Here is an 18,720-nt window from a genome sequence, read left to right on the forward strand (position 1 = left end):
TTCCGGTCAGCTCCTCTGGTTGGTCAACTCGTAGGTGTCGATGGGGCGGGCCGTGACGCCGCCCTGGCCGAGCATCTCGAAGACGTGGCTGGCGACGACATTGGCGCTGTAGGGGGCCTCGGTCATCTTCCCGGGCAGAACGACCACGACGTTGTCCAGGACGGGAAGCATCCGGATGTTCAAGGACCGCGCGCTGTTCTCGTGCGCCGCGTAATCGACCTTCACGCAGGCGGTCCGCTTCGTGGCAGTGAGATCGGCCTTGGGGAACCGCCACCGCACGGCCTCTTCAAGCCGGTCGGCAATCGCGGGATCCACGTCGAACGTCGGCCGGTCCACGACGGTCGCGTCCTCATTGAACCCGATGATGCTCCACGCCCCGTGATTGATCATCGCGGCCTGCTCTGGGGCCACGCCGAACACCGACACTGGTGCCACCTTGGGCACGGTCACCAGGTGGCTTCGCCACAGCCGGACCTGCACCGGTGGGATCTCCAGGTCGGCACAGGCGCGTTCCGTCTCGAAGCCGGCCGCACAAACGATGAACCGGTGGGCGAGGTCGAACCTCTCCTCCGCAGTCGCGACGTGCAGACGGTCGTCCGAGCGGCCGAGGATCTGGGCGCCGAGGAGGATCCGCACGCCGCGGGTGCGCAGTTCGGCGATGAGACTGGCCGCCAGCATCCGGGTGTTGATCCCGACGTCGTCGACCGAGAAGGCGACTTCGTCCGCTCCGATGCGAACGTGACCGGCCAGTTGCTCGTACTGCCAGTCACTCAGCTGCACGTGGCCGACACGGGCCTCCTCCCAGCGACTCAGCGACTCCGGCAGGTGCGCTTCGGGAAGGATGGCAACGGCCTTGCCCTTTTCGACCTCCACGCACTCGGGGAAACGGCGCTGGATCTCCTCCCAGCCGAAACGGCAGCGCTTGGCGACGGCCACGGCCTCTCGGCGATCGCGAACCGACAGCGCGTGGTACGTGCCAGCGTGCAGCCATCCCTCGTTCCGGCTGCTGGTGCCCGCCAGAGTTGCCGGCGCCTTCTCGACGATCGTGACCGCATATCCAAGCCTGGACAGGCGATCGGCACACATAAGTCCGGCAAACCCGGCGCCAACCACCACAACGTCGCAAGACTGGACGGAATTCATGAAGCCCCCAAAGATTCAGACAAGCAGAAGGAGATGGCCAAGGCCGATCGAGCCCCTATTAGAGGCCCCGGAGAAACTCCGATCCTGAGACGCCAGACCGCCATCGATATAGCTATGTCTGGCTACCGCCCCCGCGATATGCCCCCTCACCACAGGTGTTCTTGCGGTGAACAGGAGGTAACCATACACGGAGGGTCGGACACCGCAACGGAGCTGTGACCCGGACCACAGAAGCGATGCCGCCGCAGGCCAGGGCACCCTCAGGCCAGGCTCAACTCAGTTGCGCGCGGCGCTCACGGGCCGTAGCGTCGGGGCCCGAGAGTCGCGTGGGGAGCGGCCTGTCTCGCCATCTGCCGCCTTCGGCGAAGCGCGCCCGGGCCGGGGTCCAGGCTTCTGATTTCCTTCACGCGGGCGATATCTCTTCGAATCCATCAATGGGGGGGATTATGTCAACGGAACCGTTTATTCTCGTCGTGGGATCCGGCCCAAAGGAATACCGGGAGGAACTGTTCCGGTCACTCTCCGGAAGTCGCGTCTGGCTGCTTTCCGATCAAGAGCCCACCTGGCAGCGTGACTACATCTCGGGATACACCGTGATACCTCGCCTGAAGGCGGCACAAGTCAGCACAAACATCACTTTCCTCCTCGATACCGTACGAAAGCTCGCCGCATCGGCCGCCATCCGAGGCGTTCTCACCTTCGAGGAGATGTTCCTCTCCGCTACCTGCCAGATCGCCGACGAGCTCGGCCTTCCGTCACTGGGCCGCGGTGTCGCCGAGAACTGCCGTGACAAGGAACGGACCCGGCAGCTGCTCACAGACGCCGGGGTCCGACAGCCCCGCTTTGCCTTCGCCAAAACCGCGGAGGAGGCTGCCGAGATCAGCGAGGAGTTCGGCTACCCAGTGGTCCTCAAGCCCCGGGGCCTCGCCGGCAGTATCGGCGTCATCATGGTCCGCTCGTCAGCGGACCTCGAGGCCGGATTCCACGTCGCGGCCTCGGCTGCGCGAGACGGCGCCCAGCGTCACGGCGGCGGCGCGCTGGTTGAGCAATTCCTGGCGGGCCCGGAGATCGCCGTCGACGCCGTCGTCGTCGACGGACAACTTGAGCCGATGTACATCATCCGCAAGCGCTTCGGCCCGGAGCCGTTCTTCGAGGAGACCGGCCAGACCATCAACGCCGATGACTCGCTGCTCTTCGACGCTGGCCTGATTGAGATGCTGCGGAATGCACACACGGCCCTCGGTATCCGCACCGGCATGACGCACACCGAGATCCGGCTGACTCCGAACGGGCCAGTAATCATCGAGGTCAACGGCCGGCTCGCCGGTGACTTCGTGCCGCACCTGGCGAAACTTGCAACGGGACTGAACGGCGCCACCATCGCGGCCCGGGTGGCCTGCGGAGAGCCTGCCCTCATCGAGCGCAATGTCCAGCGCAGCGCAGCGCATCAGATCGTGTATGCCGACCGGGACGGAACGTTCAATGCCATCAGCCTTCCCAGCCCCGAGTCCCACCCCAACCTCGTAGCCACCGGGACGCTCCTCGCCGCGGGCACGCAGGTCGCGCTTCCTCCGCGCGGTTACATGGCGCGCCTGGGATACGCGATCGTCGCGGCACCGTCAGCCAGCGAGTGCGAGGCCTCCCTCATGGCAGCCGTCGCCGACATGTCGGCCGACATCACTCCGTCGCAGTGACCTCGTACGAGTTCAACCGCGTTTTGTACATGACCCAGCTTCGGCCGTTCACCTATTCGGCTTCCCGCCGTAAGTCGGTGGATCTGACGCGCGCAGGACTCGGAGCCGAAGGACGCCGCCGAGGCCGCAGCCGTCTGTGCCCGGTACCGCGGGGCTGACGAACTGACCGGCGGCACCGTGAGGCAGGCCGTCTGACCCCCAGTTCTCCCTGTCGGCGAGGCTTCGCTGGCAGGGAGAACTGGGGGTCAGGATTAGGCACACCCGGCCATCGTGGACCGGGACCGCGCACACCCGCGTGTCGGCGGCGGCTGAATCCCGTCGCCGAGACCGCGCGCGAGCCGGTGCGGCGCTCGCGCCGCGTGGTCATCGCCAGGCCCACGTCGTGCATGCCGGCTCGTGTCTCCGTACCCCGCTCGGCCGGGGCGCCCCCCTTCTCGGCCGGGGCGCCCCCCTTCTCGGCCGAGGCCGACCCGTCAACGTGACGGGGTTGGCGGTGAGCGCCCGCTAACGAGTTCGACGGCCTCTCGTACCGATGGTGTTTGCGGGTCTCTCGCACAGGAGCGGCGGGTGCTGTCAGTCGCGGCTTCTCCGCAGGGACGACCGCGCGGACGGATCCGGCGGCTTCTTGGGAGGCCGGTGGCCGTGGGTGCGGAACTCGGTCTCGTCGGGGTGCAGCCTGACCCGGGCGGCCCGCCAGGCTGTGTCGAAGTCGATCTGTCCGCTGGCCGCGCGTGTGAGGCGCCAGGCGCACCAACTGGTTCGCGGGGCGAACACCCAGCGCAGGACGGTGGTTTTCATCGTGCCGGTTCCAGCAGGTCGGTTCCCTCCGCCGGGGCGGCCGGGCCAGGCGGGCCGGCGAGCGCGTCGAGGTCGTCCGCGAGGTCGCGGTGGCCTGCCTTACGCATGTAGTCGGAGGTGAAGGCGAGGAGCATGCGCCGCTGGTGCAACTGGTCGAAGCGGGAGAAGAACGTCCGCAGGATCTCCAGGAACTGGAGGTCGGCCGGGCCGGTGGCTGGGGCGCGGGCGGTCGAGAGCAACTGCGACAGGTTTGTCAGGGCCTTGGTGAAGTTGATCCTGGCGCTCTCGTCGGTCAGCTTGAAGTCCTTGAGGTGCTCCGCCCAGGTTTCCGTGTCGGGCATGGTCAGGGCGACGGCCAGGATCGCCGGGTCGGCGAGTGCGTGAGCACGGGCTCTGGCCGCCTGGAGGAAGACGGTGTCCTCCAGTGCCTGGCTGCGGCGGGCGCGTATCAGTACGGCGGTGGCCTCGGTGGCCGTGGGGTCCAGGGCCGTTGTGATCTGGGCCTGCAGGATGACGTCGGGGTTTCCGGGCAGCGGGCGGCAACCGGCCAGGTGCTCGGCCAACGCGTCCTGGGCGCCCGGCAGGTCGGCCGGGTCCAGCCGGGCGGCGGCATCCACGGCGGCGCGGCGGAGCGTGGTGCGGATCAGCCGCGCGAGGGCCGCTGTGCCGTGGCCCGGCAACTGTTCGGGGTAGGTGGTGGCGGTGATCTCGGCGGTGAAGGCGATGGCCGGGTACTGGGTGGGCAGCACGGCCGGGAATGCGGTCACCGCGCGCCGTAGTTCCCGCCGCTGTGCGCGGGTCGGCTGGTCGCCTCTCACGACGGCTCCGGTCGGGCGGAGGGGAAGCGGCGGCTGATCAGGCGCCGGCGGAACTCGCGCATGGCCTTCGACTCGGTGTTGACCTCGCGGCCGATGACGACGGCGGCGACCGGGTCGAGGCTGATGCGGCCGCTGACGACCCGCTCGACGAGGTCGAGTACCTGGTCGGCTGGCAGGGTTCCGTCGATGCTTGCCTCGGCCCAGGAGGTGAGGGTGTTCTCGCAGGTGTGTGCGAGTGACGTGTCGGGCAGAGTGGCGTTCCAGGCTGCGACGATCTCGTCGGTGACGGACTCGTCGTGGCTGGCCGCGGCGAGCAGGAGCTCCGTGGGGTTCGGGTCGGTGGTCAGGTCCGCCAGGGCGAGGAAAGCGCGCCGGCCCGCGCGGGACCGGCCAGCTCTGGCGGGACTGCTGCTGTCCGGCGGTCCGATCCAGTCGTTGACCGCCGCCCAGGTCACGGCGAGCTTGTTGTGCTCGCTCACCAGGGCGCGAATGGCCCGTCCGGCCTCGTCGTTGGCCTGGTCCTCCGCGTCGCGGGCAAGGACGTGGCGAAGGCGTACCAGGGCCTGGCCGGGAAACTCCGCGGCAAAGGCGCCCTGGCACACCAGTGCGGCAACCCTGGCGACCTCTTGGTCCCGGCTCGGCGCCCAGCTCTCGCGCAACTGTTTGCGCACGCCCGCGCCGAGGACCGGGTGCCTGGCGGCGGAGGACAGCATGAGGGCGGCGGCGTCGCCGCGGCTAAGTGCGGGCGGAGCGCCGCCGCCCCGGGTCGTGGGGCTGGGCAGGACGCTGTTGTCGTTGTACTCGGCCGCCAGCTTCGCCAGCAGGTCGGCGATAGTGGCGAGTCGGTCGGCGCCAGTCTCGCCCGTGGCCGTGATCCGCGCGATCCACTGCCTGATGTGGCTTTGGGTGTTGGCGAGTTCGGTCCAGATGTGTTTGAGGACCGCGTAGCCGTAGCCGGGCCGGTGGGTGAAGGTGACCTTGTTGTCGCTGACATTGGCTCCTGCCTCGCGCAGGCGGCTTCCCAGGTCCAGGCCCGACAGTGCGTCGCGCACGCTGTTGTTGTCCGAGTCCCCAAGCAGGTCGCGGGCCGCCTGGTGCACCTGGGAGGGGCTGGCGCCTTCCAGGAGTACCGCGGCCAGGAGCAGTGCGCGGTCCTCCGGGCGTTCGACGGTCCGCCCGAAGAAGCCGGTGATGTAGTCCTTCCAGCCGGCGAACCGTTCAACAGCCGCCGCGAGTCTCTCCTCGCTGTCTGCCGCATCGGCGAGCAGCCGGGCGAGTTCGGCGGCGTCGGCCGGGTGCATTCCCTCGGTCACGAGATGGGCGAGGTCCTGCTCGTGCTTCCGGGGCTCGTGTCCGGACTGCAGCCGCTCGAGGAGTTCCGGGCGGCGGTGGTACAGCCCGAGGTGCGATCTCACCAGGTCCAGAGGGGCTGGCGGCCGTGCCCGCACCAGCGCTGCGGATTCGGGGCCCATGCTGGGCCAGCCGTCACGGCCTGCGATCACGACCAGGCAGGAACCGACCTGCGCGAGACGGCGACCGTAGTCGCTCAGCTTCGAGGGCATCTCCTTCGGCCAGTCGGCGATCTCGGCAGAGACGTCCAGCAGGTATCCGCAGTTCTCCTCGATCGGGAGCAGGCTGGTGTCCGGCGGATCCCAGTCCGGTGTGATCTGCCACAACCGCAGCGAGGATCTTCCCTCGCTGCGGCGCGGCTTCTCCAGCAGAACCAGGGACCGGACCGCGATGGCATAGCGCCCGTCGCCGCCGTCTCCGCCAACGACCGCCAGACCGCCTCCGCGCAGGAGCACGTCACGGGTCTGCTCCGCGGCGAGCACCTCCGTGCCGTCGCGGCCCGTCCTGACCCATGCCTGCCGCACCGCAGAGATCACCGACGGATCGACGGGGTGGACCGGCAACAGTTCCTTCTCGTGGATGTTGACCACGGCAAGCACGCTGGCCCCGCCAACAGCCTGGGCCTGGACGATCACCGACCGGTGGTTGCCATCGGCTCGCTGGGCTCCGGGCGTGTCAGGGCGCGGCTCCTCCACGCGCTGTTCCACCGTCACCGCTTGGGCCGCGTGGAGGCGGTGATGGAACCTGTCCCCGTACTCACGTTGCCGCTTGCCTGGATGACGACACTGCCGGTGTTGCCATTCGCGTTCATCACGGAGCCCGCCTTCCTACTCCCGTCCCCCAGCCCGGCGAGCAGCTGCTCCAGTTCCTCGATCGCGTCGGGGTTGCGCTGCAGATAAGCCCCGAGCTGCCAGAAGCACTGTGCCCGGAGCGCGCCGTACGCTCCGTCACCGTCCGGGCCCTTCTCGGCGGCAGCGTCGAGGTCCGCCAGCTGCCGCTCCACGGCCTCGGGTTCATCGCGCCTCAGGAAGCGGGAGATCCGCTCCTTGACCAGGCCCCACCCGGACCGTGCCACTTCCACGGCCAGCGCCTCGGACGCCCGCGTCGCCAGGTCCATCACGTCGATTTCGGCAGCACCCATGTCTCACCTCTCGTCCGGCCCACGCGACGGGCCGCGCCACGAAAGGATGCGAACGGAATGTGACGCCGCACAAGCCAATCGTGCACATCGACCGGATCCCGCTCACCCGGAGCTCCGACCGGCCGCCGAGGCATCCCGCTCTCGTTCGAATCCTGTGCACGGCAGGTATGTCGACACATGCACAGTCTTCGGCCAGGGGCAGGCCCGTCTTGTTCGACTGCCGGAAGCCCGGCCGCGGCGCGGGGCGGCGGCCTCAGAGTGGCGCGAATCCTGCGGCGGGCCAACACGACCTGCCCTACCGCCCGTTCGCCAGATGGCAGCGGCCGTCCAATTCTCCCCACGAACCGCAGCTGGCTCGAGGGCAGCGCCGACACGGCCGCATCCACGCAGGCCCAGGAGGATTTCCCGACTGCAAGCTGAAGCCTCCCGAACCAGCGGGTGGCCGACGCTTCACGCGTAGGGGTCACGCAGCGGGCGAGGCTCGCGGACCCCGCGGGTGAGAGTCTCGGGGAGGTCCGGCCCCGCAGTGTAGTAGCGACCCTGAGCCTCGCCCTTGGCGGTGAGCCAGCCGGCGCGGACGAGCTCGCGGATGTCGCGTTGGGCCTGCTGTTCACTAAGTTCGGCGTCGGCCTGGTAGGTGGCGCGGCGCAGACGGTTACCCATGGCCGCGGGGTAGAGGGCGTAGAGCATGCGGTCGGGCCAGCCGCGCTGCTCGACGGCTTCGTCGAGGGCGGTCCAGACCTCACGGGTGGTGTTCACCTGGCGTTCGACGCTCTGGGCCTGCTGGTGGTGGGCGCGCAGGCAGAACCTGACCCAGGGCAGGGCGTCCCGCTCCGGGGTCCAGACGGGGCCGCCGACGTCCGCAAGGACGTCGTAGTAGCGGTAGGTGTTGCGGGCCCGCCCAAGCCACTCCTCGATACTGGAAAACTCGGGCGCCATGATCCCTTCACGGGCCAGGACCAGGGTGTGCAGGGCGCGGGACATCCGGCCGTTCCCGTCCGACCACGGATGGATGGCGACCAGGTTCAGGTGCGCCATCGAGGCCCGGACGAGCCCCGGCGCGTCCAGGTCGCCGTCGTTCAGCCACTCCACCAGCTCGCCGGCCAGGCCCGGCACCCACTCGGCGTCGGGAGCCGTGTACGCGGCGATGGTCGGATCCTCGGCCGAGGTCACGTACACCGGCCCGGTGCGCCACCAGCCGGGCCGCTTGAGAAGGTGGTGGCCCTGCATCATGAAGTGCAGCGAGTTGAGCAGGCCCTTGCTGTACGCGAAGTCGTCGCCGGCTTCGGCCAGGCGCTGGATGTAGGTCATCGCCTGCCGATAACCCTCGATCTCCGCCGTGACGGTGTCGTTCGCATCGATCGGCGCCTCACCGACCATGATGTCCTCGACGTCCGACACGCTCGCCGCGAAGCCCTCGATCGTGTTCGATCCGGCGATCGCCCTGGCGGTCAGGTTGCGGCGCAGCTGCCCTTCCCACCGGCGTGGGGTGCGCAGGTGTAGGCGTAGGCGGTCTCGCAATTCCCAGATCTCGCCCAGAACGATTTGATCGACTTCGTGCAGCACCGGCGTCCTGTACAGCATGCGGTAATGACACCATGACGGCATCAAGCAGTCAATCTGGGTCTCGGCGTGACCATGACTTATGAGTACGTCAACATTCCTATCGAGCTCACCCGCCCACGCCCCGGCCGGCCTTCCGGCTCCGCAGCTCACCCGCCGATCCCGTACAGCACGCCCCGTCCCGGCCTTCGCCCCAGGACCCCTACCGCCGGTGCTGCACCCGGTTTCCCCCGCCCAGACACACGCCTGGGCCGACTTCCTCGGCAAGGCCGTCCGCAACGGGATCGACCCGGCACTGGTCACCCAATGGCTGACCATCCTGGCCGACGCCACGGGCAGCCCCCTGCTCCCCTCCCTGGCCTCGATGCCACTGACCGAGTACGTCAACCGCCGCCTCCCGGCCATCCTGGCTGGCCTCGAGACCACGACCCACGTCCCCTACCTCGCCGGATGGCACCACCGAATCGAGCCCGACCTCGGGCACCTGCCCGTTCGCCTGGTCACCACCGGCGCGATCGCGGGCGCGATCTACAGCTGGATCGCCGAAGGCTGCAGCCGCTCCACGATCAAGAACACCCTCGCCATGCTCTTCCGCATCCTCGAACAGGCCGTCGTGGACGGTCTCATCGAACGCGCTCCCGCTCACGTCACCGGCTGGCAGAGCGCGTACCAGCAGGCGGAAGACGAACTGCTGGACCCCCGGGCCCTCGCCCTGCGCGACTGGGACGCCCTCACCGAACTCGCCGACGCCCTGATCGACGCCTCCTACAACCACTACCGCGGCTGGGGCGACGTCATCGTCCACGGCGCCTGCACCGCGACCCGCATCGGCGAGGTCTCAGGAGTACGGGCCTGCGACATCGACACCAGGAACTGGCTCCTGACCTGCCGCCGGCAGACCACCCCAGCACCCGGCGGCCTCGTCGACAAACACACCAAAGGCAAGATCGCCCGCTTCATCCCGATCATCGAACCGCTACGCCCACTGATCACCCGCCGCCTCGAAGCAACCCACGGCAACCCGGACGCCCGCCTCTACACCGGCCCGCGCGGCGGCCGAATCAGCACCGCTGTCCTACGCGATGCCACTCACTGGAACGACGTCACCCAAGATCTCGGCTACGAACACCTGCGCCGTCACGACCTTCGCCATACAGGCCTGACCTGGATGGCCGACGCCGGAATCCTGCCTCACATCCTCCAGGAGATCGCCGGCCACAAGGAATTCAGTACCACACGGCGCTACTTCCACCCGGACATCCGCGAACTCACCAAGGCCGGCGAAGCCTTCACCCGACACCTCGTCGAACAACTCCGCATCACCGGACGGATCCCCCACCGATGGTGACAGACCGTATCCAAATCGTGCGGGAACAAGCCTCCGCGCATCCACCCGAGCCACGCTCGACCATCCGTCAACGCGCCCCATACAGGGGCGCGTTACCCACTTGACCCCACTTTTCAGCCGGTCAAGTGCGCCACAGGGGCCGAAATCGAGGATTCAATCACCTAATGGCTTCCCCACCTTCACCTTGAAGGCCAAATGGCAACTTGACCTGACAACCAAAGGGTGGGAAAGGTGACGAATGTCCGCATTGTCGCGTCCGAAAACCGCCAAAAGGCGGTTTACTCTACGCGAGTAAACCGCCTCTGACCTGCGACTTCACAGTCGGGACGACAGGATTTGAACCTGCGACCCCTTGACCCCCAGTCAAGTGCGCTACCAAGCTGCGCCACGTCCCGTGGTCTCGGTGCCGGCGGCGGGGCCTGGGGGGCTCTGCCGGTTGGCTTCTCGACCTTGTCTCCGGTTGTTGTCCCGGCGACGTGGAAAACAATACAGCACGTGGAGGGGTGCTCGCTGCCAGGTTTCGAGGTGGGGTGGGTCAGGGGGTGGGGTGGCGGGCGTCGTAGGTGAGGAAGGCGGGGCGGCGGGCGGCGAGGAGGAGGACGGCGGCGACGCAGGCGAGGCCGCCGGTGATCACGGAGGTCGCGGGGCTGGTGAGGGCGGCGACGGCGCCGGACTCGAAGTCGCCGAGGCGGGGGCCGCCCACGACGACGACCATGAAGATGCCCTGGAGGCGTCCGCGCATCTCGTCCGGGGCTGCGACCTGCATCATCGTGCTGCGGAAGATCATGCTGACGGTGTCGGCGCAGCCGGCGAGGGCGAGCAGGAGGAGGCCGAGCCAGAGGTTGTGGAGCAGGCCGAAGGTGGCGATGGCGAGGCCCCAGGCGGCGACGGCGGCGAGGACGGCGACGCCCTGGCGGTGGATGCGGGCGACCCAGCCGGAGAAGAGGGCGCCGATCAGGGCGCCGACGGCGGGGGCGGAGACCAGGAGGCCGACGGTGCGGGCGTCGCCGCCGTAGAAGGTGACCGCGATGGCGGGGAAGAGGGAGCGCGGCAGGCCGAAGATCATCGCGGCGAGGTCGGCGAGGAAGCTGGTGCGCAGGTTGGGCTGCTCGCGCAGGAAGCGGAGGCCGTCGAGGACGGAGGCGCGGGCCTTGCCTTCGCCGAGCGGGCGCATGGCGGGCAGGCGCCACATCGCGTAGAGGGTGCCGGTGAAGGCGACAGTGTCGACCAGGAAGGCCGACTGGGCCCCGTAGGCGCCGATGAGGAGTCCGCCGAGCATGGGGCCCACGGTCATGCCGAGGTTCATGCTGACGGTGTTCAGGGCGTTGGCCGCGGGGAGCTGGTGGGACGGGACGAGGCGCGGGATCATCGCGGAGCGCGCGGGCGAGCTGAGGGCGAAGAAGCAGGCCTGGGCGGCGACGGCGGCGTAGAGGACGGCGACCTGGCCGAGGCCCGCCATGGCCTGGACCGCGAGGACGGCGGAGACGGCGGCCAGGCCGGCGGCACCGATCAGGCCGAGCTTGCGCCGGTCGACGCGGTCGGCGATCACGCCGCCGTAGAGGCCGAAGGCGATGAGCGGAACGAACGAGAAGAGGCCGACCACGCCGGTCGCGAAGGCGGAGCCGGTCAGGTCGTAGACCTGGACGGAGACGGCGACGGCCGTCATCTGCTGGCCTATGGAGGAGACGGCCTGCCCCAGCCAGACCCGTCGGTAGTCGGCGTGGTCCCGCAGCGGGCTGAGATCGGCGAACGCCCGTCGGTACCACGGAGCAGCCGGCGAAGGCGGAGCAACCGGAGCGGCCGCAGGAGGCGGAGCAGGCGGCGAGACGGGGTCGGCGGACGGCGGCGAGGCCTCTGAAGGGCGCGTTGATGAATGGTGGTCGTTCGGCACAACCCTCCATGCTCCGCCCCGCCGTCCGCGTGCTCCCCACCGGGGCCCGTCCGAGCAACCCCAGGGCCGCTCCGGGGCAACTCCCGGCCCGGCCCGGCTGCGGCTACCGGGTCAGGACCTGCTTCTCCCCCGCCTCCACCGCGAAGTCCAGCCGGTTGCCCGGTGGCGGGAACGGGCAGATGAAGTGGTCCGCGAAGGCACACGGCGGCAGGTAGGCCCGGTTGAGGTCGAGCACGGTGTGGCCGTCGGCGTCGGGCGCGGGGAGCGTGATGAAGCGGAAGCGGTAGGTGTCGATGCCGCTCGTCGCGTCGGCGATGACGCCGCTGAGGCGGTCGCCGGCGCCGCTGACGGTCAGGGTGCGGTGCTCGCCGGCGACGGTGAACGCGATCTGCCCGCTGACGGCGAGCGGGCGCTCCTTGCCGTCCGCGTTCGGGACGACGACGGACTGCGCGTCGGCCGCCTCGAACGGGGTGAAGACGGCGGGCACGGCCCACTCCGGCGAGTAGGGGTAGGCGGAGATGCCGGCGAAGGACGCCCGGCGGGGTGCGGCGGGGTCGAAGACCCGCAGGGCCAGCTCGCCCTCGCGCTCGATCGGGACGAGCAGGACGTCGCCGAGGACGGCGGTGTCGGCGGCCGGATCGGTGTCGGGACGGAGCAGGACCTCACCGTCGACCGGGGTCGTGGCGCCCCCGACCGTGGCGCCGCCGACGGTGATGCCGCCGACCGTGATGCCGTCGGCCGCCACCGCACGCAGCCGGACGCCCTCCGCGTCGGCCCACCAGCGCCCGGGCAGGCCGGGGATCCCGACCGGCTCGGGCTCCAGCCAGTGCGTGCCGGTCAGTGCGAGCTGCCCGTGCGGCGCACTCACCGACGCCGTCCGGTGGTCACTCCAGTGCTTCCAGTCCTCCGCGGCCGTCTCCGTCATCGGCAGACCCTCCCGGTCCGGTCCGCGGCCCGCCGACCGGCAGGCCGCTCGTCTCGGCGACCAGCCGCTCCGCGGGCCGCCCCTTCTCGATCACCCAGCACAACACCCGTCGCCCGGGCGCGTCATCCCCGTCGCCGCCACCCGACCGGAAACGGAAACACGGCGGCAACGGGACGCAATCCGCAGCACTCCCTGCGACCGCCCCGCAGCGGCCTCACCCCTTCAGCGGCCGGAACAGGCCCTCCTGCACCACCGACACCACCAGCTGCCCGTTCCGGTCGAAGATCTCCCCGCGGGCGAGCCCGCGCGCGCCGTGGGCGATCGGGGACTCCTGCTGGTAGAGCAGCCAGTCGTCGGCGCGGAACGGACGGTGGAACCACATCGCGTGGTCCAGCGAGGCCATGTCGAAGTGCCGGGTGCCCCAGAGCGGCTCGACGGGGGCGCGCACGGCGTCGAGGAGCGTCATGTCGCTCGCGTACGTCAGGGCGCAGACGTGTATCAGCGGGTCGTCGGGCAGGGCGCCGTTCGTCCGCAGCCAGACGCCGCTGCGCGCCTCGACGCCCGTCAGCTCCTCCTTCGTCCAGCGCAGGCGGTCGACGTAGCGGATGTCGAAGGGCTGGCGGCGGCTGATGAACGGGGGCAGTTCGCCGAGCCGGGAGCCGACCTCCTCCAGGGCGCTGGGCAACTCCTCGGGGGCGGGGACGTGCGGCACCGGGAACTGGTGCTCGATGCCGCCCTCCTCGGGGACGTGGAAGTCGGCGGTGAGGGCGAAGATCGAGCGGCCGCCCTGGATGGCGAGCACCCGGCGGGTGGTGAAGGAGCGGCCGTCACGGATCCGGTCGACCTGGTAGACGATCGGCACGCCGGGCACCCCGGGGCGCAGGAAGTACGCGTGCAGCGAGTGGACGGGCCGGTCGCCGTCGACCGTGCGCCCCGCGGCGACCAGCGCCTGCCCGGCGACCTGGCCGCCGAACGTCCGCTGCAGTGCCTCCTCGGGACTGCGGCCGCGGAAGATGTTCAGCTCGATCTGCTCCAGGTCGAGCAGATCGACGAGGTCGTCGACGGGGGTACCCATGGCTGCGCTTCCTCTCCGGGCTCTCCGGGACCACGGCCCGGGCGGAGGTCCTCCGCCCGCCTGCCGGCGCCCGTTCCTCTCGAATTCTCCAGCTCACTCGAATCCTCCGGCGACCGCTGGAATTCCCGTTCCCGGGCCCCGACCCCCCGATTCACTCGAACGAGTGCCCGATCGCCGACCACAGAGCGATCGCAGCCCGCCGACCACCAACCACCAACCACCGACCGTAAACCGACCGCAGCCCGATCCGGCGCCCTCCCCGCCCTACCCGAGCCCGGACTGCCGCACGGTGATGTTGAGCCGCCCCACCAGTCCCAGCGCCGGGTCCGCCGTCCCCGCGAGCGTCCGCACCACCCCGTGGTACGCGAACCGCGCCGGGCCGCCGAAGACCAGCAGGTCGCCGCTGCGCAGCTCCAGGTCGGTCCACGGCCGGGTCCGGGTCTCGGTGTTCCCGAGCCGGAAGACGCAGGAGTCGCCGAGCGAGAACGACACGACGGGGGCGTCCGCCCGCTCGTCGCGGTCCTGGTGGAGGCCCATCTTGGTGCCGTGCGCGTAATGGTTGACGATCGCGATGTCCGGCTCGTATGACGCGGCGCCCGCGATCCCGGCGACGCCCTCCCCGTACGCGTCGGCGACCGCACGCCGGGCGAGGTCACCGAGGAGCGGCGGGAACGGCTTGACCGGCGCGCCGTCGGCGGCGGTGCGCCGGTAGCCGTACGGGTACCAGTGCCAGCCGAGGCTCACCATGCGGACGGACATCACGCCGCCGGTGGGCATCCGGACGGCGTGCAGGCCGGCCGGGCCGCGGGCCCAGTCCCGACAGGCGGCGACGAGGCGCAGCTGGGCGTCGGCGTCCAGCCAGTCGGGGAGGAGGACGGCGCCGGACGCGGGTTCGGAGCGCTCGCGCGGCGCGGAGGGCTCCGACGGTTCACCGAACAGCTCGCCCTGGATCACGCCACCATCCTCGCGCATCACAGAGCCGGAACAGCCGGAACAGCGGGAACAGCGGGAACAGCCAGAGCAGCCGGAACGAATGGAGCGAACGGGACGGCAGGCGTCAACCCAGCAGCCCGAGCTCCCGCGCACAGTCCGGCCACGCCTCCCATCCCTGCCGCCGGAGGATCTCCTCCCCCACGGTGGTCTGCTCGCGCCGGTTCGCGTGGTCGGGCCGGTCGGCGAAGCGCAGGCCGCCCGCGTCCGTCCAGGTGGGTGCCCAGATCTGCAGGCCGCCGTAGTAGCCGTTGCCGGTGTCGGCCCGCCAGTCGCCGCCGCTCTCGCAGTCGGCGAGCTGGTCCCAGATGACGTCCGCGACCCGGACGGCGGACCACGCGCGTCCCCCGGCCGACACCAGCGCCCCCACGCAGAGCGCCGCGGCGAGCAGCACCATCACGACCAGCAGCGCCACCGTGCCCCGCCCGAAACGCTCATCACACGAATGCGGCACAGCAGCCGACCCTAGGCGCGACGCACCGGCCCCCGCCTCGACACGCCGGACACGCCGCCGGCCGCTCCCCCACGCAGCGGAGAAGCGGCCGTGACGATGATGCGCGCGACGAAGCCGGCATCAACGAGCGTCAACGAGAGCCAACGAGCGCCCAACGAGCGCCAATCGACGTCAGCGAACGCCAACGAACATCAACGAACGTCAGATGCTCAGAACCTGGCCGGGGAAGATCAGGTCCGGGTTGCCGCCGACGACCTTGGCGTTGTTCTTGTACAGGTCGTGCCAGTCGAGGCCCTGCGCGGCGGCGATGGAGCTCAGCGTGTCACCGGACTTGACGGTGTAGTTGCCGCCCTTGGCCGGGGCAGCCGGGGCAGCCGGGGCAACAGGCTTGGCGTCGTTCGAACGGTTCCAGGACTGCGCGCCCTTGTCGGCCTTCGGAGCCTGGGTCGGCTTCGCAGCCGGAGCAGCCGGCTTGGCAGCCGGAGCGGCCGGAGCAGCGGGCTTAGCGGCCGGAGCGGCAGGCTTCGCAGCCGGAGCAGCCGGCTTCGCGGCGGTCGCACCGGCCGAGGTGTCGACGGCCGCCGGGGCGCCGCCCTTGGTCAGGCCGGCCTTGACGGAGCACACGGGCCAGGCGCCCGGACCCTGCGAGGCGAGGACCTTCTCGGCGACGGCGATCTGCTGCGCCTTGGTGGCCTGGTTGGCCTGCGAGGCGTAGGCCGTGCCGCCGTAGGCGGCCCAGGTGCTGGAGGTGAACTGCAGGCCGCCGTAGAAGCCGTTGCCCGTGTTGATGGCCCAGTTGCCGCCGCTCTCGCACTGGGCGACGGCGTCCCAGGTGGAGACCGAGGCGGCGGAGGCCGAGGTGGCCGTGACGAGGCCGGCCACCGGCAGGGCCGCGACGGCGGCGCCCGCGACGACCGCCATGCGCACGCGGTTGCGCTTGGTGGCGGTGGAGGTGGTGGCAGCGGCGGTCTCGTGACGGAAGGTCATGGGGTTCCTCTCGACAGCCCCGGGCGGGCAGGCGGAACCAGGCCCTGGAAGGGGCCGCGTTCGTTGCCGCGTCCGTCGGACGGCCGTGCACGTGTCGGACGTGCCGCTGCCGCCCCGGCCACCCAGCCGCTCGCCGACGATCTGTTCGAGCGATCGCGTCGGCGGGCACGTGCCGCTGCCGGTACGGGGACCGGCGGGCTGTGCGTCGGGGGTGAACCCGGGTGGCGCTCGTTGCGCCGACCAAGAAGCTACGAGTCGGTCGGCGGGGAAACCAAAACCCGAACGGTCTGCCCAGCTCACGCAAGGGTTACCAGCGGTAACGACAGCACAATCCTGCCCGGATTGTCCGTTTTGGCCGCCAATTCCAAGATCAAACATCGGCGCCCCGTGACCTACCTCACGGTTTCATTCCGGCAGGCCTGCCCACGACATCGACACATTGCGACCACATGAACACGCGCTGCGGTCGGATCCGGGGCAATTCCCGTCAGCCTCGACGCCCACCCGTGACGCCTGACACAGGGGTCCGTTGGTTATGGCGACCTCCCCGTAACCGCAATCAAGACCCACCCGAGGAGACCCTGTGCCGCGCATGCTCGACGTCAGCGACGAGGTCCGGTCCGAGATCGGCGACGACGAGGCCGACCGCCTCCTCGGCGGCGACCGCGCCCCCGACAGCTACGAGTGCACCTCCTGCCGCACCCCCGGTGACACCTACTCGGACCCCACGAGCACGGTGCTGTTCGTCGGCGACGAGACCGCCGTGCTGGCCTTCGCCCACGCCCGCTGCATCCCGTCCCAGGTGGTGCCGGTGGCGGAGGAGCAGCTCGCCGGTGCCGTCCGCAGCATCAACCAGGCCCAGACCGACGTCCCGGGCTTCCCGGGCGTCGCGGCGCCCGCGCCGTCCGCCGTCGTGACGCCCACGGCCCCCCCCGCCGTCCCCGCGGCGGCCTCCCCGGCGCTCGGCGCCGCGGTCGCCGACGACCGGCCCAGCGCCCCGGGCCAGGCCGCCATCCTCGGCATCACCTGCGGCCTGGTGCTGCACGGCAAGGTCGGGCACGCGTCGCTCGTGGTCGAGCCGACCGGGCCGGTCGGCCGGCCGGGCAACACCAGCGGCGAGGACGAGTTCCTCGACCTGCTCCAGGACGCCGGCTTCCAGCCGGTCGCCGACCTCGACGAGACGCCCGAGCAGCTCCCGGGCTGGTCGGTCCTGGTGGCCATGGGCAAGCTGCACGCGATCCTGCAGCCCGCGGCGGCCGGCGGCAGCACCGGCTGGTGGCAGGCGCACCAGCCGCTCCAGGTGACCGACGCGTGGCGGCTGGCCGCGAGCCAGCTCTCCGAGGTGACGATGTACGCCGTACCGGCCGGGACGGTCGGCCGGCAGCCGCGCGAGGACCTGCTCCGCCAGGCGCTGGAGCGCGCCGTGTCGATGGGCCAGGTGGTCGCGGCCTCCCTCCCGCTCGCCGGCACCTGAGCCGCACCCGCCCTCACCGCGCCCCCGCCCCCGCCCCCACAGCCCTCAACCGCACGCCCCCTACCCCACACACCACGCCCCCATCGCCACACCCCGGCCGGAAGGCGGCCCTCCGATCGGCATACGCCACCTTCCGGCCGGACCCTCGCGCCCCGCATCCCCTGGCGCTCTCGCTCGTTGGCCCCTGTGTGTACAGCTACGACGTCTCCGCGACCCCCGGCAGGACCGCCACCCTCCCCCGCTCGATCCCGGGCATGCGCCCGTCGTACGACGCCGAGCACCCCCACTCGACGACGCCGATCTACGACGAGCTGTACTCCGAGTACCGGCGGCTGTTCCGCGCGCTGCCGGGCGACCGGTCGGGCGAGGAGGACCTGAAGTTCACCGGCTTCGCGATCCGGGAGGGGTACCCGCAGCCGGTGGACCCACGGCCGTACCCGTCGCAGCAGGCGTTCCAGACGTACGGGGGTCAGGCGGCGGGTCTGCCGCAGTTCATGCCCGCCCAGCAGGCGAACCCCCAGACGAACCCCCAGACGAACGCGCACCCCGCCAACCCCACCAGCGACGGCTACGGCCAGGCCACGCACCACCCCACCGGCCACCACCCGCCGGGACACCACACCGTCGGGCCGCACGCGACCGGCCACCACCCGACCGGCCCCCACAGCACCGGCTCCCACCCGATCGGCTCCCACAGCACCGGTCACCACCACGTCGCGAACCACCCCACCACCGGGCACCACACCACTGCCCACCACCCGCCGAACGGTCACCAGCCCTCGCCCGCAGCGCACTTCGCCAACGGCCAGGGCTGGGTCGCCGCCGGCTACCTCGGCTCGCCGGGCCCGGCTCCCCACCCGATGCCCGCGCCGCCCCCGGTCCCGTCCCCGATGATGGGCACGGCCCCGTCCGCCGGAGGACGGCACCGCCAGATGCTGTCCCTCCCCCCGGGCCGCACGGGCGACCACCACTGACCACCCCTGCACCCGCCTGAACCACCGACGCCGCAGAACGACGAACGACGAAGGGCCCCGCCACCGAAGCGACGAGGCCCTCCCCCCGTAAAAGC

16 protein-coding genes and 1 tRNA gene are annotated in these 18,720 nt (G+C 70.7%); 4 read left to right on the forward strand and 13 right to left on the reverse strand.

Annotation, left to right across the window (positions count from 1 at the left end):
* Positions 1-6: 6 nt before the first annotated feature.
* Positions 7-1,143: an FAD-dependent oxidoreductase gene (locus tag AB0O00_RS00490; RefSeq protein ID WP_363647529.1), complete on the reverse strand. Its 1,137-nt coding sequence runs from the start codon at positions 1,141-1,143 to the stop codon at positions 7-9.
* 446 nt (positions 1,144-1,589) lie between these two features.
* Between AB0O00_RS00490 and AB0O00_RS00495 the strand changes: the two genes are divergently transcribed.
* Positions 1,590-2,837, forward strand: a complete 1,248-nt coding sequence (locus AB0O00_RS00495; protein ID WP_363647531.1) for an ATP-grasp domain-containing protein — start codon at positions 1,590-1,592, stop codon at positions 2,835-2,837.
* Between the two features lie 573 nt (positions 2,838-3,410).
* Here the strand turns inward: AB0O00_RS00495 and AB0O00_RS00500 are convergent.
* The 5 genes from AB0O00_RS00500 to AB0O00_RS00520 form a co-directional block, all read right to left on the reverse strand.
* A complete protein-coding gene (locus AB0O00_RS00500) occupies positions 3,411-3,635 on the reverse strand; it encodes a hypothetical protein (RefSeq protein WP_363647533.1) in 225 nt (74 codons plus the stop codon).
* Positions 3,632-4,402 carry a hypothetical protein gene (locus AB0O00_RS00505; protein ID WP_363647535.1) on the reverse strand — a complete coding sequence of 257 codons (771 nt, stop codon included), beginning with the start codon at positions 4,400-4,402 and terminating at the stop codon, positions 3,632-3,634. Before AB0O00_RS00505 ends, AB0O00_RS00500 begins: the two co-directional genes overlap by 4 nt.
* 47 nt (positions 4,403-4,449) lie before the next feature.
* A complete protein-coding gene (locus AB0O00_RS00510; protein ID WP_363647537.1) occupies positions 4,450-6,438 on the reverse strand; it encodes a hypothetical protein in 1,989 nt (662 codons plus the stop codon).
* 74 nt (positions 6,439-6,512) lie between these two features.
* The gene (locus AB0O00_RS00515; protein ID WP_363647539.1) at positions 6,513-6,944 is read right to left on the reverse strand and encodes a hypothetical protein; all 432 of its coding nucleotides are present in this window, start codon (positions 6,942-6,944) and stop codon (positions 6,513-6,515) included.
* Between the two features lie 450 nt (positions 6,945-7,394).
* The gene (locus AB0O00_RS00520) at positions 7,395-8,528 is read right to left on the reverse strand and encodes a Fic family protein (protein ID WP_363647541.1); all 1,134 of its coding nucleotides are present in this window, start codon (positions 8,526-8,528) and stop codon (positions 7,395-7,397) included.
* A 190-nt stretch (positions 8,529-8,718) separates the two neighbouring features.
* On the opposite strand from AB0O00_RS00520, the gene AB0O00_RS00525 reads away from it, so the two are divergent.
* The gene (locus tag AB0O00_RS00525; RefSeq protein WP_363647543.1) at positions 8,719-9,855 is read left to right on the forward strand and encodes a tyrosine-type recombinase/integrase; all 1,137 of its coding nucleotides are present in this window, start codon (positions 8,719-8,721) and stop codon (positions 9,853-9,855) included.
* Positions 9,856-10,176: 321 nt separating this feature from the next.
* On the opposite strand, the gene AB0O00_RS00530 is transcribed toward AB0O00_RS00525, so the two are convergent.
* The 7 genes from AB0O00_RS00530 to AB0O00_RS00560 all read right to left on the reverse strand — a co-directional run bounded on the left by AB0O00_RS00530 (position 10,177) and on the right by AB0O00_RS00560 (position 16,177).
* A tRNA-Pro gene (locus AB0O00_RS00530) sits at positions 10,177-10,250 on the reverse strand.
* Positions 10,251-10,390: 140 nt separating this feature from the next.
* Positions 10,391-11,587 (reverse strand): MFS transporter, encoded by a 1,197-nt coding sequence (locus AB0O00_RS00535; RefSeq protein ID WP_363647583.1) that lies wholly within the window; start codon positions 11,585-11,587, stop codon positions 10,391-10,393.
* Positions 11,588-11,849: 262 nt separating this feature from the next.
* A complete protein-coding gene (locus AB0O00_RS00540) occupies positions 11,850-12,671 on the reverse strand; it encodes a DUF1684 domain-containing protein (protein ID WP_363647545.1) in 822 nt (273 codons plus the stop codon).
* 214 nt (positions 12,672-12,885) lie between these two features.
* Positions 12,886-13,746, reverse strand: a complete 861-nt coding sequence (locus AB0O00_RS00545; RefSeq protein WP_363647547.1) for an acyl-CoA thioesterase II — start codon at positions 13,744-13,746, stop codon at positions 12,886-12,888.
* Positions 13,747-14,010: 264 nt separating this feature from the next.
* Complete coding sequence (locus AB0O00_RS00550) at positions 14,011-14,700, reverse strand: alpha-ketoglutarate-dependent dioxygenase AlkB (RefSeq protein ID WP_363647549.1); 690 nt, start codon at positions 14,698-14,700, stop codon at positions 14,011-14,013.
* A 103-nt stretch (positions 14,701-14,803) separates the two neighbouring features.
* A complete protein-coding gene (locus tag AB0O00_RS00555) occupies positions 14,804-15,151 on the reverse strand; it encodes a transglycosylase family protein (RefSeq protein WP_363647551.1) in 348 nt (115 codons plus the stop codon).
* A 240-nt stretch (positions 15,152-15,391) separates the two neighbouring features.
* Positions 15,392-16,177, reverse strand: a complete 786-nt coding sequence (locus AB0O00_RS00560) for a transglycosylase family protein (RefSeq protein ID WP_363647553.1) — start codon at positions 16,175-16,177, stop codon at positions 15,392-15,394.
* A 583-nt stretch (positions 16,178-16,760) separates the two neighbouring features.
* Here AB0O00_RS00560 and AB0O00_RS00565 point away from each other — a divergent pair.
* Together AB0O00_RS00565 and AB0O00_RS00570 are read left to right on the forward strand one after the other, a co-directional pair.
* Positions 16,761-17,651: a hypothetical protein gene (locus AB0O00_RS00565; RefSeq protein WP_363647555.1), complete on the forward strand. Its 891-nt coding sequence runs from the start codon at positions 16,761-16,763 to the stop codon at positions 17,649-17,651.
* Positions 17,652-17,839: 188 nt separating this feature from the next.
* On the forward strand, positions 17,840-18,625 hold the full coding sequence (locus tag AB0O00_RS00570) for a hypothetical protein (RefSeq protein ID WP_363647557.1): 786 nt from the start codon (positions 17,840-17,842) through the stop codon (positions 18,623-18,625).
* Positions 18,626-18,720 lie beyond the last annotated feature (95 nt).

This window comes from Kitasatospora sp. NPDC093558, from assembly GCF_040683475.1.
Classification (GTDB): Bacteria; Actinomycetota; Actinomycetes; order Streptomycetales; family Streptomycetaceae; genus Kitasatospora.